Raw genomic sequence first — 13,836 nt, forward strand, 5'->3', positions numbered from 1 at the left:
CTTTGCAGTGAGCCGGCTCCTGGCGCGGCGCCCCTGATTCCGCCAGCGGTCCTTGGCCATGAAGGTAGAATTGGCCCACTACCTTCCCGGAAGCAGATCATGGAGCAGTATCACGGCACCACCATTCTGTCGGTGCGGCGCGGGTCCGTCGTCGCCTTGGGCGGCGATGGCCAGGTGACCCTCGGCAACATCGTCGTAAAGAGCAGCGCCAAGAAAGTGCGCCGGCTTTACAACGAGCGCATTCTCGCCGGCTTCGCCGGCGGCACGGCGGACGCCTTCACGCTGTTCGAGCGTTTCGAAGCCAAGCTCGAAAAGCATCAGGGCAATCTGTTGCGCTCGGCCGTCGAGCTCGCCAAGGACTGGCGCACCGACCGCATCCTGAGACGGCTGGAGGCGATGCTCGCGGTGGCCGACCGCGAAAATTCTCTGATCATCACTGGCAACGGCGATGTGCTGGAGCCGGAGCTCGGCATCGTCGCGATCGGCAGCGGCGGCGCCTATGCGCAGGCCGCCGCGCGGGCGCTGCTCGAGAACACCGACCTGGCGCCGGTCGACATCGTCAAGAAGGCGCTGACGATCGCCGCCGATCTGTGCATCTACACCAACCAGAACCACACGATCGAGGTGTTGGCATGACGCAGATGACCCCGGCCGAGATCGTCTCGGAGCTCGACAAGCACATCGTCGGCCAAGCCCGCGCCAAGCGCGCGGTGGCGATTGCACTGAGAAACCGCTGGCGGCGCGCGCAGGTGGCTGAGCCCTTGCGCTCCGAGATCACGCCGAAGAACATCCTGATGATCGGCCCGACCGGGGTGGGTAAGACCGAGATCGCGCGGCGGTTGGCGCGGCTGGCCAATGCGCCGTTCATCAAGGTCGAGGCGACCAAGTTCACCGAAGTCGGTTATGTCGGCCGCGATGTGGATACCATCATCCGCGATCTCGCCGAAACGGCGGTGAAGGACGAGCGCGAGCGGGCGATGAAGGCGGTGCGTGATCGCGCGCTCGACGCCGCCGAGGATCGCATCCTCGACGTGTTGCTGCCGCCGGCGCGCAGTACGAATCTCGGCTTTGGTGAGACGGCACCCAGCGAAGAAACCTCGACGCGGCAGAAATTCAGGAAGAAGCTGCGCGAGGGCGAGCTCGACGACAAGGAGATCGAGATCGAGTTGGCTGCCCCGATCGCCAGCATGGAGATCCTCGCCCCGCCGGGCATGGAGGATCTCACCCAGCAGTTGCAGGGCATGTTCCAGAGTCTGGGCGGCGGCAAGAAACGCACACGCAGGATGAAGATCAAGGATGCGATGAAAGCGCTGGCCGACGAGGAGGCGGCGCGGCTCATCAACGACGAGGAGGTGAAGGCGCGGGCGATCCGCAACGTCGAACAGAACGGCATCGTTTTTCTCGACGAAATGGACAAGATCGCCTCGCGCAGTGAAACCCACGGCGCCGATGTCTCACGCCAGGGCGTGCAGCGGGATCTGCTGCCGCTGGTCGAGGGCACGACGGTATCGACCAAATACGGCATGATCAAGACCGATCACATCCTGTTCATCGCCAGCGGCGCTTTCCATTTTGCGAAGCCTTCCGATCTGATTCCGGAATTGCAGGGTCGCTTTCCGATCCGTGTCGAGCTCGATTCGCTCTCCGTCGAGGATTTCGAACGGATTCTCACCCAGACCGATGCGTGCCTGACGCGCCAGTACGAGGCGCTTTTGGCCACCGAAGGTGTGACGCTCGAATTCACCCCGGAGGGTATCCGGCGCCTTGCCGAAATCGCCTTCGAAGTCAATGAACGCACCGAGAACATCGGTGCGCGCCGGCTTTACACGGTGATGGAAAAACTGCTCGAAGAAGTCTCATTTGCCGCCACGGCCGGCACGGTGACCATCGATGGCGGCTATGTCGAACAACGCCTTGCCGAGCTTGCCCGCCGCGAGGATTTGTCGCGTTACGTGCTTTGAGTTCTTCATTGATCGCGTGCCATGGGAGCGGAAATGGTCCAAATGGGTGATCTGATCCAGAAGTACCCGAAAATCGGCAGCGTTTTCGCCAAGGCCGAGCAAGGGTTTCCGGTCCATCTGCTCGAGCAGCACGAGCATCTGCTTCGCGAGCTGGATGCCGCGTGGGGTACGGCCGACTGTGTCAGGCTGCTCGAAGATCTGGTCTTCTCCGACCGTCCCGACCGACATGGCTTCACCAGCGAAGTGATGATGGAGCTCTTTGCGCTGAAGAGCCATCACGACCGTTTGTATCCGCAATTCGTCGCCAATCAGTTCGATCCGTTCGCGGCCGTCAAGACGGACGAGGCTGATGAACTGTTTCTTAAACACGGTGGCGCTCGCATCGAGAAAACAACCCCAGCCCCGGCCAGGGCGCCTGTCGCTCCCGCCGCTGTTGCACCCTCTTCAGCAACCGGCCCGTCGCCCCAGACGGAAGACCGCTCGGTCCAGACCCCGGCAGCGGCACCGGCAAGCCAGCCTGCAGGGAAGATCCGACCGATCGGCAGCTGGCCGGAAATCGCCAGTCTCGACGAGCTGCGTGAGTTGCAGAAACGGCGCGCCGCTGGTGAGCGTCTGCCAGCGCGCGATCGGCGCAGGATCGTCGAAATCCTCAAACAGTACGCCGACATCACCGACGCCGATCTGGCCAAGGCGATCCAGGTGCAAAACGATGGTTGCAGCGGCAAGAAACGCGAGCCGATCGGCAAGGTGTTGCTGAAATTGGGCATGGTCGACGAAGAAGCGGTGATCCGTGCGCTCTGTCTGCAATATGGCGTGATCATGGTCAATCTGCAACGTTTTCACAATGATGCGGAGACCATGCGCACGATCTCTCCCGAGGTGGCCAAGAGCTTGCGCGCCATTCCCATCGCAGTGCTCGACGGTACGCTGTTTCTTGCCGTCGAAAATCCCTTCAGTTTCGAACAGCGCGAATATTTCGTCTTCCTCACCAAACGCAAGGTCGAGCTGGTGATGGCGAGCAGCGCACAGATCGACCAGAAGCTGCTCGATTATGGCCAGGTGCGTTCTGTTCAGCAGGGGAAGGAGGAGTTTCGCACCCTCGCCCAAAAAGCCCTCGGCACCTCAGATATCGAATTCGCCAATGCCGAAGCCGATAGCGATACCGACAGCACGTTGTCGCAGGACGATGCCTCGATCGTCGGGCTGGTGAACAAGATCATTTCCGATGCCGCCGAAGTGAATGCCTCCGACATCCATATCGAGAGCTTCCACGGCGATGCGCTGGCCTACATTCGTTTCCGGCGCGATGGTCGGCTGGAAGAGTATTCGCAATACCCGGCGAGCTACCATCGGGCGGTGGTATCGCGCATCAAGATCATGTCGAATCTCGACATCTCCGAGCGGCGCATCGCCCAGGACGGCAAGATCTCCTTCCTGCGTCCCGGCCGTGAACGCATGGACCTGCGCGTGGCCACCATTCCGACCACCCGCGGCATCGAGAACGTCTCCATCCGTCTGCTGCATGCGGGCGATCCGTATCCGATGGAAGCGCTGAAGATGTCCGAACGCGACCTCACCCTGTTCCGGCGACTGATCCATCGTCCCTATGGCCTGATCCTGGTGTGCGGACCGACTGGCAGCGGCAAGACGACGACGCTGCATTCCGCACTGCGCGAGCTCAATACGCCCGACAAGAAGATCTGGACGGCGGAGGATCCGATCGAGATCGTGCAGAAAAAAATCTGTCAGGTGCAGGTCAATCCGAAGATCGGCTGGACCTTCGCCGCCGCATTGCGTTCGTTCCTGCGCGCCGATCCCGACATCATCATGATCGGCGAGATGCGTGATCAGGAGACAGCCAAGATCGCACTGGAAGCTTCGATGACCGGTCACCTGGTGCTATCGACGCTGCACACCAACTCGGCTTCCGAGACGGCGGCACGTCTGATCGACCTCGAAGTCGATCCGTTCAATCTCGGCGATGCGCTGATCATGATCCTTGCCCAGCGCCTCACCCGGCGGCTTTGCACCCACTGTGCCGAAAAAGTGTTGCTCGGCCAGGCCGAGATCGATGATCTGGCGAGTGAGTATTACTACTCGGCGCACAAGCGCATGCCTTCGCTGGCGGAACGCGAGCTGATCGTCCATGGCTGGAAGAAACAGCTGACACATGGCGCCGAGCTGGCCTTGTGGAAAGCGAAGGGCTGCGAACAGTGCGGGATGACGGGCTATCAGGGCCGTATGGCGCTGTTCGAGTTGCTCGAAGGCACGCCGGAGATCCGCGAACTGGTGGTGCACCGCGCGCCGGCGGCCGAATATCAACGCATCGCCGTGGCCCAGGGCATGCGCACGCTGAAGCAGGATGGTATCGAGAAGGCCTTGCGCGGCCTGACCGACATGGCCGAGGTGCGTGGCGCCTGCAACTGATTACAGATAGGGCAGTTCGTTCGCCATCAGTTCGGCGATCGTTTCACGTTTGCGGATCAGGCGTGCCTCTTTGCCATCGACCATGATCTCGGCGGCGCGGGGCCGGCTGTTGTAGTTCGAGCTCATCGCCATGCCGTAGGCGCCGGCCGAGAGGATCGCCAACAGGTCGCCTTCGGCAAGCGCCAGCTCGCGGTCGTGGCCGAGGAAATCACCGGATTCGCAGACCGGGCCGACGATTTCGTAGCGCCTTGCCGCTGCGGGTGCCGTCCCGCCAGTGCCGACTTTGACGATCTCGTGATACGCATCGTAAAGCGCGGGACGCGCCAGATCGTTCATCGCGGCATCGACCACGGCGAAGTTCTTTTCCGCGCTATGCTTGAGGATTTCGACGCGGGTGAGCAACAATCCCGCATTGCCGACCAGCGAACGGCCGGGTTCGAGCAGCAAGAGCTCCTGGCGGCCAGCTAGCCGACTGAGCATCGGCGCGAGATAGTCGGCCACCGGCAGTACGAGCTCGTCACGGTAACGAATGCCCATGCCACCGCCCAAGTCGATGTGGCTAAAGGTGATACCTTCCGCAGTGAGCAAATCGACGAGCTCCAGAACCTTGCTGGCGGCATCGGCAGCCGGCAGCGGGTCGATCAGCTGCGAGCCGATATGACAGGCGATGCCGCGGATCTCCAAATGCGGCAGGGCCTTTGCGCGTCGGTACAATTCGATCGCGCTGTCGAAGGGCACGCCGAATTTCGCGCTCCTGAGCCCCGTCGAAATGTAGGGGTGAGTCTTCGGATCGACGTCAGGATTGACGCGCAGCGCGATCGGGGCACGCTTGCCTGCCGCGCCTGCCACGGCGTTCAGATGTTCCAGCTCGCTGGCCGATTCGACGTTGAAGCAGAAAATGCCGGCGGCCAGGGCCTCCTGCATCTCCGCACGTGTCTTGCCGACACCGGAAAAAACCACCTTGCCCGGATCGCCCCCAGCCGCGATGACGCGGGCGAGTTCGCCGCCGGAGACGATGTCGAAGCCGGCGCCCAACCCGGCGAACAGCTTCAGGATCGACAAATTCGAGTTGGCCTTGACGGCATAGCAGATGCGCGCCGGTCGGCCCGCAAGGGCCTCGCGGTAGGCACTGAAAGCATTCTCCAGCGCTGCGCGGGAATAGACATAGCAGGGCGTGCCGAAACGGGCGGCGATTTCGGCTATCGGCACAGCTTCGACGTGCGCGACACCGTTTGCAATTTCGATCATGAGGACTTAACTTGCGCTGTATCGGCGGGTGTGGTGTTTTTCGGCGGCAGCACGAGCGCGCCCTTGTTGCCGCAGGAGGAAAGAAGCAAGGCGGCGGCCGCGAGGATCGGGAGCAGAAAACGGAGATTCATCATTGAATGTTAACACGGAGGTCGAATTGGAAGAACGAGAGTTCCTTGTCTTGGCGGATGCCGAGCTGGCACGTATCGAAGCCGCGCTGGAGTCGCTGCAGGAAAGCGAAGACACCGACTGGGACTATGAGATCAAGCCCGGCGGCATCATCGAACTGGATTTCGCCGATGGCAGCAAGATCATCGTCAACCGCCATGCTGCGGCGCAGGAGATCTGGGTGGCCGCGAAGTCCGGCGGCTTCCATTTCAAGCCGCCAGTCGGGCCCGACGGCCACTGGACCGATACGAAGACCGGCGAGAGCCTGCCAGCCCTGTTGTCGCGTTGCATTGGCGCACAATCGGGCAGGGCGACGCAACTCGCCTGGTAGCCGGCATCAGGGAGTGACGGGCCTTCTTTGTCCCTCCGCCACTGGAGCGGCCGTGCCCTTGCCACCAAAGAAACGCAGCACGCCCGACAGGAAGGACTCGTCTTCGGCGGGGGGCTCGGGAATCGCTTCCCGATAAACGTAATCGCTGATCGATGCGCCGGTGGCCGGATCCTGGCCCGTCACCCGCACGATGCCATCGGGCATTTCAGGCTGCATTTCGGGCACCCCCTTAAGGGCGGCCTGCATGAAATCGATCCAGATCGGCAGGGCGGCGCGTCCACCGGTTTCGCCATTGCCGAGCCGCCGCGGCTGGTCGAAGCCCATCCAGGCGATGCCGACCAGCGTCGGGTGATAGCCGCAGAACCAGGCATCGACATAATCGTTGGTGGTGCCGGTCTTGCCTGCGAGATCGCTGCGCTTGAGCACCTGGCCGGCCCGTGCTGCGGTGCCGCGACGCACGACGTCTTGCAGCATGCTGTTCATGATCCAGGCATTGCGTGCATCGATCACGCGCAGGGGTTCATCACTGGCCTGGCCGTGCGGCGTTTCGGCCAGCACCTTGCCATCGGCATCGAGGATCTGCTTGACGATGTAAGGCGTGATCCGGTAGCCACCGTTGGCGAACACGGCATAGGCCGTGAGATGCTGCCAGGGGGTGACACTGCCGGCGCCGAGCGCCAGCGTCAGATAGGGCGGGTTCTTGTCGGCATCGAAGCCGAAACGGGTGATGTAATCCTGTGCATAGTGCGGGTCGATGGCGCGGATCAGCCGGATCGAAACCATGTTCTTGGATTTGGTCAGCGCCGTGCGCAGCGTCATCGGACCTTCGTATTTGCCATCGTAGTTTTTCGGCGCCCACGCCTGGCTGCCGGTCTCTTCGGCGGAAATCGACAGAGGCTCGTCCGGGAAGACCGACAGCGGCGTATAGCCCTTTTCCAGCGCTGCCGAATAGACGAAGGGCTTCATGCTCGAACCGGGTTGGCGCCAGGCTTGGGTGACGTGGTTGAACTTGTTGGCGGCGAAATCGAACCCGCCGACCAAAGCGCGCACTGCCCCATCGCGCGGATCGGCGGCGACGAAGGCGGCTTCGACTTCCGGCCATTGGGCGATCTGCCAGTGACCTTTGCCGTCCTGACTCAGGCGAATGATCGCCCCCCGGCGTAGGCGCTTGTTGGGTGGCGCGCGGTTGTCGAGCATCGGCTGGGCAAACTTCAGACCGGCGCCTTCGACGGTGACGATCTCGCCACCAGGCAGATAGGCGCGGAGCTTTTCCTGGCTGGCATCGAGAACCAGCGCGGGGCGCAGATCCGGCGCATCGGGTACGTCCGCGAGCAGATCTTCGAGGGCTTCGTCGTCATCGCGGCTGATCGCCTTCATGTCGACATAGCCTTCCGCGCCGCGATAGCCATGCCGACGGTCATAGTCAATGACCCCCTGGCGCAGGCTGTGCCAGGCGGCTTCCTGCTCAGGGCGGGTGAGCGTCGTGATGACCTTGAGACCCGCGGTGTAAGCGTCGGGAAAAGCTTCGACGGCGATCTGCCGGGCCATTTCCGCTACGTAATTGGCCTTCAGCGCGAAACTATCGATCTGGCGCCGCACATGGAGTGGCTCATGGAGGGCTTTTTCGTACTGTTCCGCATCGATGAAGTTCAATTCGCGCATCCGCCGCAACACGTATTGCTGGCGCAGTTTCGCCCGTTTGGGATTGGCGACCGGATTGAAGGTCGAGGGCGCTTTTGGCAGTCCGGCGAGCATCGCCATCTCGGCGACGCTCAGCTCATGGATGTCCTTGCCGAAATAGATGCGAGCTGCTGCGGCAAAGCCATAGGCGCGCTGGCCGAGATAGATCTGGTTGAAATATATCTGCAGGATGTCGTCTTTCGACAAACTGTTTTCGATCTTGAAGGCCAATAGAGCTTCATAGAGCTTGCGCGTCAGGGTCTTTTCCGAGCTGAGGAAAAAATTGCGCGCCACTTGCATCGTGATGGTCGACGCCCCCTGCCGCTTGCCGCCGCTGACGAGATTGGCCCACGCGGCGCGCAGGATGCCCATGACATCGACGCCGGGATGCTGGTAAAAGCGCTCGTCCTCGGCGGCGAGGATCGCCTGTTTCATCGTCTCGGGCACATCCTGGATGCGCACGAACTGGCGCCGCTCCTCGCCGAACTCGCCGATCAGATGACCGTCGGCGGTATAGACGCGCAAGGGAATTTTGGGACGATAGTCGGTCAGCGCATCGAGCGAGGGCAGGCGCGGCCAGGCAAGAATCAGCGCGATACCCAAGAGGGCAAGCGCAGCGAGCATTGCACCCAGGATTGCGCCGACCGGCAGTAATATCCAACGAAGCATGGTCAGCGTGGAAATGATTTGTGTCGCGGCGGTAGGCGTTGCATTATAGAGGTTGCGGGGAGCCTCTTCCTTCGTCATGCCCGTTCAAGTGTTGCATGAATGCAGAATCATTAAAAATGGCTGGCGAGTATTCAAAAAAAATCTTTACAGCCGATAATGTTGCTGCTAGCATTTGATCCGAAGTATCGTTTTCAGATACAACTTTTTGAATATCAAGGATTATCTTGAACTTTGATTTTTCGATCCTCAATCCCAAGGCGCGCTCTCTGGTTGGGTTGAACATCGGTTCGGCGGCCGTCAAGATGGTCGAGCTCTCTGCTGGCAGGGGAGAGGGATATCAATTGGAATGCTATGCCATCGAGCCGCTGCCGGAAGGTGCGGTGAGTGACGGCAACATCGCCAATCATGATGCGGTGACCGGTGCGATCGCCCGTTGCTGGAAGCGTCTCGATACCGCGACACGCTATGTGGCGATGGCCTTGCCCACGGCGGCGGTGATCACGAAGAAGATCATCCTGCCGGCGAATCTGCGCGAGTCCGCGATGGAGGTGCAGGTCGAATCGGAAGCGAATCAGTACATCCCCTTTACGCTGGACGAGGTCAATCTCGACTTTCAGGTCATCGGCCCGACGGCCAATGACCCGGACGAGGTCGAGGTGCTGATCGCGGCTTCGCGCAAGGAAGGGGTCGAGGATCGTGTTGCCGTGGCCGAGGCTGCCGGTCTCAAACCGGTGGTGATGGATGTGGAATCCTACGCGATGCTGCGCGCCTTCGAACTGGTGCGCGAGCAGTTCGCGGGTGGCACACCTGAGACTTTGTTTGCACTGGTCGATATCGGCGCCTCGGCGATGAAAGTCACCATGATGCGCGGTGATCAGCAGGTCTATACCCGTGAGCAGGCATTTGGCGGCAATCAGTTGACCCAGGACATCGTGCGGGCCTACGGTATGAGCTTCGATGAGGCTGAAGTGCTGAAGCGTACCGGCCCAATGCCGGAAAATTTCGCAAGCGAGATTCTGCAGCCTTTTCTGGATGCCTTGGCCCTTGAAGTGTCGCGTGCCATCCAATTCTTTTTCACCTCCACCCAGTACAGCGAAGTGCATCACATCGTGCTGATGGGGGGCGGGGCGTTGCTGCCCGGCGTCGCCCCAGTGGTGGCCGAGCGTACCCAGATCGATACCGTGCTCGCCAACCCCTTCGCTGAGATGACGCTCTCATCAAAGGTGCGGCCCAAGCAGCTCGTACAGGATGCGCCGGCCTTGATGGTGGCCTGTGGCCTGGCGCTCAGGAGGTTCGATCCATGATCCGCATCAATCTCCTGCCGCATCGGGAGGCGCGCCGCAAGGCATTGCGTCAGCAGTTTTATGCGCTCGCTGGACTGGTGATGGTGGCTGCCGGAGCCATCTGGTTCCTCGGTTACACCCTCATCGAAGCGATGGTCGAGCATCAGGCCGAGAAAAACCGCTTCCTCAAGAGCGAGATTGCCGTGCTCGACAAGCAGATCGAGGAAATCAAGAAGCTAAAAGAGCAGACCGAGGCACTCCTGCAGCGCAAGCAGGTGATCGAGTCCTTGCAGGTGAATCGTTCCGAGACCGTGCATTTGTTCAATGAGTTGGCGCGTCAATTGCCCAGCGGGGTCTATTTGAAGACGATCAAGCAGGAAGGGCAGAAGATCACGCTGACCGGGTATGCGCAATCGAACGCCCGGGTCTCGACGCTGATGCACAACCTCGACGAGTCACCGCTGCTGGAACGGCCGGTGCTGATCGAGATCAAAGCCGCGCAAGTCGGCAAGCGGCGCCTGAGCGAGTTTGCGATGAACATCTTCTTCACCCGTCAGTCCACCGCGCAAGATGCGGCAGGCAGCGCGAAAAAGCCGGGGGTGAACAAAAAATGAAGAAGCCAGCGATGCTTTCCGGTATGGCCAAACCGGCACTGCCGAAGATCGATTTCCAATCGATCGCGGAAGATTTTCGCGCGCTCGATCCGAAAGACCCGGGCGCCTGGCCACTGGTGCCTCGCATCGTCGTCCTCGCCGGTCTGTTTGTGTTGTTGGTCGCAGCGGCCGCCTGGTTTGGCTGGCAGGTTCAGTATGAAGACCTCAAGGCGAAGCGGCAGGAAGAAGCCAAGCTCAAGGAAGATTGGCTGACAAAGAAGAAACAGGCGATCAATCTCGATGCCTATCGCAACCAGCTGGTCGAGATCGAGCGCTCGTTCGGAGCGTTGCTCAAGCAGTTGCCCAATGCGGCGGAAATGGAATCGCTGCTGGTCGATATCAACCAGGCGGGCCTGGGGCGCGGTTTGCAGTTCGAGCTCTTCAAGCCGGGAACCGAGGTGGTGAAGGACTTCTACGCTGAGCTGCCGATCACGATCAACCTCACGGGCAGCTATCATGATTTCGGTAATTTTGCCGGCGACATCGCCAAGTTGCCGCGCATCGTCACCTTGAACGACATCAATGTCGCGCCCGGAAAATCCGGGGATGTGCTGACCATGAGCACCACCGCCAAGACTTTCCGCTATCTCGATGAAGAAGAGATGGCAGCGCGTAAACGGGCGGAAAAAGCCAAGGGGGCCAAGAAATGAGAACTCTTGGCATCTATATCGCGGCGCTGCTCACTCTGGCCGCTTGCGCCGAGCGCGGGCACGACGAGATCAGGCAGTGGATGGAAGAGTCTTCCCGCGACTTGAAGGGCGGCATTCCGCCGCTACCCGAGCTCAAGCCCTTCCCCGTCGTTTCCTATGAAGCGAACGACTTGGTGGATCCGTTCAATCCCTCCCGGATCGAGCCGGAGCGGAAAGGGGCGGGCGGGGCGAACAAGCCGGATTTCGACCGGCCGCGGGAGCAGCTCGAAAACTATCCGCTCGAGTCGATCAGTTTCATCGGCGTGGTCGACAAAACCAAAAGCAAGACCAAGCGCGCCATCGTTCAGGCCGACGGTGTCGTCTATCAGGTTGGTGTCGGCAATTATCTCGGCCAGAATTTCGGCCGCATCGTGGCGATCACGCCTACCGAGATCGTCTTGAAGGAAATCGTGCAGGACCCGAGCGGGCAGACGTCCGACTGGGTGGAGCGGGAAATGACCCTGCAGCTCAAAGATGGGGCGCAGGGCAAGGAGTCGAAAAAATGAAATTCATGCGTTCTCTTTTGACCGGCGTGACCCTGTTGCTGGCGATGGTCTCGACATCCATGGCGCAAAATGCTGCGGAGACAAGTAAGACCAATGTCATCGAAAGTCTCGAGGTCGGCAAAGTGGCCGGCAGTACCGTCGTCAAGCTGGGTCTGCGCAAAGAGCTTGCCGCGACGCCCGCGAATTTCATGATCACCAATCCGGCTCGGATCGTGTTCGATTTCCCCGCGACGGAAAACGGCCTGGGGCATACCGGCAAACCCGTCAATGAAGGCGTGCTGCGCAGTTACAGCGTCGTCCAGGCCGGCGATCGTTCCCGACTGGTGCTCAATCTGGCGCAGAATGCCCGTTTCGAGGCGCGCGTCGATGGCAAACACCTCAACATCACGCTGTTGGACGACGTGCGTTCCGACGTCGCGGCAGCACCTGCCGGCGTGCAGCATTTTGCCCAGACCGGTCGCAGTGAGGATAATGCGATCCGCAGCATCCAGTTCCGCCGCAACAAGGAAGGTGCCGGCGTGGTGTTGGTCGACATGACCTCGTCTGATGCGGCCATCGACGTGGCCCAAAAAGGCTCGAAACTGTTTGTGTCCTTCAAAAAGACGCAACTGCCCGAGTCGCAGCGCAAGCGTCTCGACGTCGTCGATTTCGGCACGCCGGTCACCGCGGTGACGACACGCCCGGAAGGCGACGGCGTGACCATGGAAATCGTTCCAACCGGCCTGTGGGAACATACCGCCTATCAGAGCGACAACCAGTTCATCGTCGAAGTCCGGCCGGTCAAGGAAGATCCGAGCAAGCTGTTCCAGGGCAGCAAGAAGGGTTACCAGGGCGAGTTGATTTCGCTCAACTTCCAGAACATCCCGTTGCGTGAGCTGCTGCACGTGTTCGCCGACATCACCAATTTCAACATCGTCATCAGCGACTCGGTCGGCGGCAACGTCTCCTTGCGCCTCAACGACGTGCCGTGGGATCAGGCGCTCGAGATCGTCCTGCAGCAGAAGAACCTCGCGATGCGCAAGAACGGCAACGTGATCTGGATTGCGCCGCAGGACGAGCTCGCCGCACGCGACGAGCAGGCGATCAAGTCACGTGAGACCGCGATCGCCGCCGAACAGCCTCGCCTCGAGCTGTTCCAGCTCAACTACGTCAAGGCCGAAGATCTACTGGCGATGATCGAGAAAGAGAAGGACGATCTGAAGGGCAAGGACAAGGCGTCAGCATTCTTGTCGTCGGTCGGCAAGATCACCATCGACAAGCGGACCAATCAGGTGTTCATCTACGACGTGCCGAGCAAGCTCGACATGATCTCCAGTCTGCTCAAGCAGATCGACCGCCCGGTACGCCAGGTGCTGATCGAAGCGCGCATCGTCGAGGCGGATACCAATTTCACCAAGTCGCTCGGTGTCCGGCTGGGCACGCATGACCATCAGGGCATGAACGTCGGGCACAGTTTGGGGAAAGACACCAACGTTCGCTTCGGCCTTTCGGCTTCGAGCAACGATGCCTACGCTCATTTACCGGAGGCAGGGAATTACCCGGCCACCGCGATCATCACCGACATCGACCGTACCACAGGCGAGATCACCTATACCCGGGAGGTGCCGACGCCGAAGATCGAGAACAGCCAGATGGTGAATCTGGCCGTGCCAAACCCAGCGGGCCAATTTGCGCTGACGCTGATGAACCGCGCCAAGACCATGTTGCTGACGCTCGAACTATCCGCCCTGGAAGCCGATGGCAAGGGCAAGACCATCTCCAGCCCGCGCATCATGACGATGGATCAGATGGAAGCCAATATCCAGCAGGGGGTGCGGGTACCGTATCTGGTTTCGAGTGCCTCGGGCGCGACCTCGGTGGCTTGGCAGGATGCCAACTTGTCGCTGAAAGTCAAACCCCATATCACTCCCGACGGGCGAGTCATGCTGAAGTTGAAGATCACCAAAAACGCCCTTGGGCCGCAGGTCAGCACTTTCCTCGGCTATTCGATCAAGACCAAGGAAGTGGAATCCGACGTCCTGGTGGACAATGGCGGTACGGTGGTGATCGGCGGCATCTATGAGCAGGAAGAGCGCGATAGCACCACCCGGGTGCCTTTCCTCGGCGATCTGCCCTATGTCGGCTTTCTGTTCAAGACCCGCTCGAAGACCGACAACCGGACCGAACTTCTGGTCATGATCACGCCGAAGATCATCGACAACGCGTTGAGTATGCGCTGAGC

Annotated in this window: 13 protein-coding genes; 9 read left to right on the forward strand and 4 right to left on the reverse strand. The window is 60.7% G+C overall.

The window, feature by feature from the left end:
* Positions 1-99 precede the first annotated feature (99 nt).
* The 3 genes from hslV to M52SOB_RS02490 are packed head-to-tail and all read left to right on the forward strand — an operon-like array spanning position 100 to position 4,388.
* Positions 100-636 carry an ATP-dependent protease subunit HslV gene (gene hslV / locus M52SOB_RS02480; RefSeq protein ID WP_131110425.1) on the forward strand — a complete coding sequence of 179 codons (537 nt, stop codon included), beginning with the start codon at positions 100-102 and terminating at the stop codon, positions 634-636.
* On the forward strand, positions 633-1,961 hold the full coding sequence (gene hslU / locus M52SOB_RS02485) for an ATP-dependent protease ATPase subunit HslU (protein WP_131110426.1): 1,329 nt from the start codon (positions 633-635) through the stop codon (positions 1,959-1,961). Before hslV ends, hslU begins: the two co-directional genes overlap by 4 nt.
* A 42-nt stretch (positions 1,962-2,003) precedes the next feature.
* Positions 2,004-4,388, forward strand: a complete 2,385-nt coding sequence (locus tag M52SOB_RS02490) for a GspE/PulE family protein (protein WP_172601726.1) — start codon at positions 2,004-2,006, stop codon at positions 4,386-4,388.
* Here M52SOB_RS02490 and lysA read toward each other — a convergent pair whose 3' ends face one another.
* The gene (gene lysA / locus M52SOB_RS02495) at positions 4,389-5,636 is read right to left on the reverse strand and encodes a diaminopimelate decarboxylase (RefSeq protein ID WP_131110428.1); all 1,248 of its coding nucleotides are present in this window, start codon (positions 5,634-5,636) and stop codon (positions 4,389-4,391) included.
* Complete coding sequence (lptM, locus tag M52SOB_RS14095; RefSeq protein ID WP_431306330.1) at positions 5,633-5,770, reverse strand: LPS translocon maturation chaperone LptM; 138 nt, start codon at positions 5,768-5,770, stop codon at positions 5,633-5,635. The genes lysA and lptM overlap by 4 nt, the downstream gene beginning before the upstream one ends.
* Before the next feature lie 23 nt (positions 5,771-5,793).
* Here lptM and cyaY point away from each other — a divergent pair, with 23 nt between their 5' ends.
* Positions 5,794-6,135 (forward strand): iron donor protein CyaY, encoded by a 342-nt coding sequence (cyaY, locus tag M52SOB_RS02505; protein ID WP_131110429.1) that lies wholly within the window; start codon positions 5,794-5,796, stop codon positions 6,133-6,135.
* Positions 6,136-6,141: 6 nt separating this feature from the next.
* Here the strand turns inward: cyaY and M52SOB_RS02510 are convergent, their stop codons facing one another.
* Both M52SOB_RS02510 and M52SOB_RS13890 read right to left on the reverse strand, forming a co-directional pair.
* Positions 6,142-8,484, reverse strand: a complete 2,343-nt coding sequence (locus M52SOB_RS02510; RefSeq protein WP_131110430.1) for a penicillin-binding protein 1A — start codon at positions 8,482-8,484, stop codon at positions 6,142-6,144.
* 43 nt (positions 8,485-8,527) lie between these two features.
* Positions 8,528-8,785, reverse strand: a complete 258-nt coding sequence (locus M52SOB_RS13890) for a hypothetical protein (protein WP_172601697.1) — start codon at positions 8,783-8,785, stop codon at positions 8,528-8,530.
* Here M52SOB_RS13890 and M52SOB_RS02515 point away from each other — a divergent pair.
* From M52SOB_RS02515 to M52SOB_RS02535, 5 genes are read left to right on the forward strand one after another with little or no spacing between them, the layout of a single operon-like run.
* Complete coding sequence (locus tag M52SOB_RS02515) at positions 8,709-9,788, forward strand: pilus assembly protein PilM (protein WP_131110431.1); 1,080 nt, start codon at positions 8,709-8,711, stop codon at positions 9,786-9,788. The two genes, M52SOB_RS13890 and M52SOB_RS02515, sit on opposite strands and share 77 nt — an antisense overlap.
* Positions 9,785-10,381: a PilN domain-containing protein gene (locus tag M52SOB_RS02520; protein WP_131110432.1), complete on the forward strand. Its 597-nt coding sequence runs from the start codon at positions 9,785-9,787 to the stop codon at positions 10,379-10,381. The genes M52SOB_RS02515 and M52SOB_RS02520 overlap by 4 nt, the downstream gene beginning before the upstream one ends.
* 23 nt (positions 10,382-10,404) lie before the next feature.
* Positions 10,405-11,070 (forward strand): type IV pilus inner membrane component PilO, encoded by a 666-nt coding sequence (locus tag M52SOB_RS02525; protein WP_131112394.1) that lies wholly within the window; start codon positions 10,405-10,407, stop codon positions 11,068-11,070.
* Positions 11,067-11,615: a pilus assembly protein PilP gene (locus M52SOB_RS02530; RefSeq protein WP_131110433.1), complete on the forward strand. Its 549-nt coding sequence runs from the start codon at positions 11,067-11,069 to the stop codon at positions 11,613-11,615. Before M52SOB_RS02525 ends, M52SOB_RS02530 begins: the two co-directional genes overlap by 4 nt.
* Complete coding sequence (locus M52SOB_RS02535) at positions 11,612-13,834, forward strand: type IV pilus secretin PilQ (protein WP_172601727.1); 2,223 nt, start codon at positions 11,612-11,614, stop codon at positions 13,832-13,834. Before M52SOB_RS02530 ends, M52SOB_RS02535 begins: the two co-directional genes overlap by 4 nt.
* Positions 13,835-13,836: the final 2 nt, after the last annotated feature.

This window comes from Sulfuricystis thermophila (genome assembly GCF_004323595.1).
Classification (GTDB): domain Bacteria; phylum Pseudomonadota; class Gammaproteobacteria; order Burkholderiales; family Rhodocyclaceae; genus Sulfuricystis; species Sulfuricystis thermophila.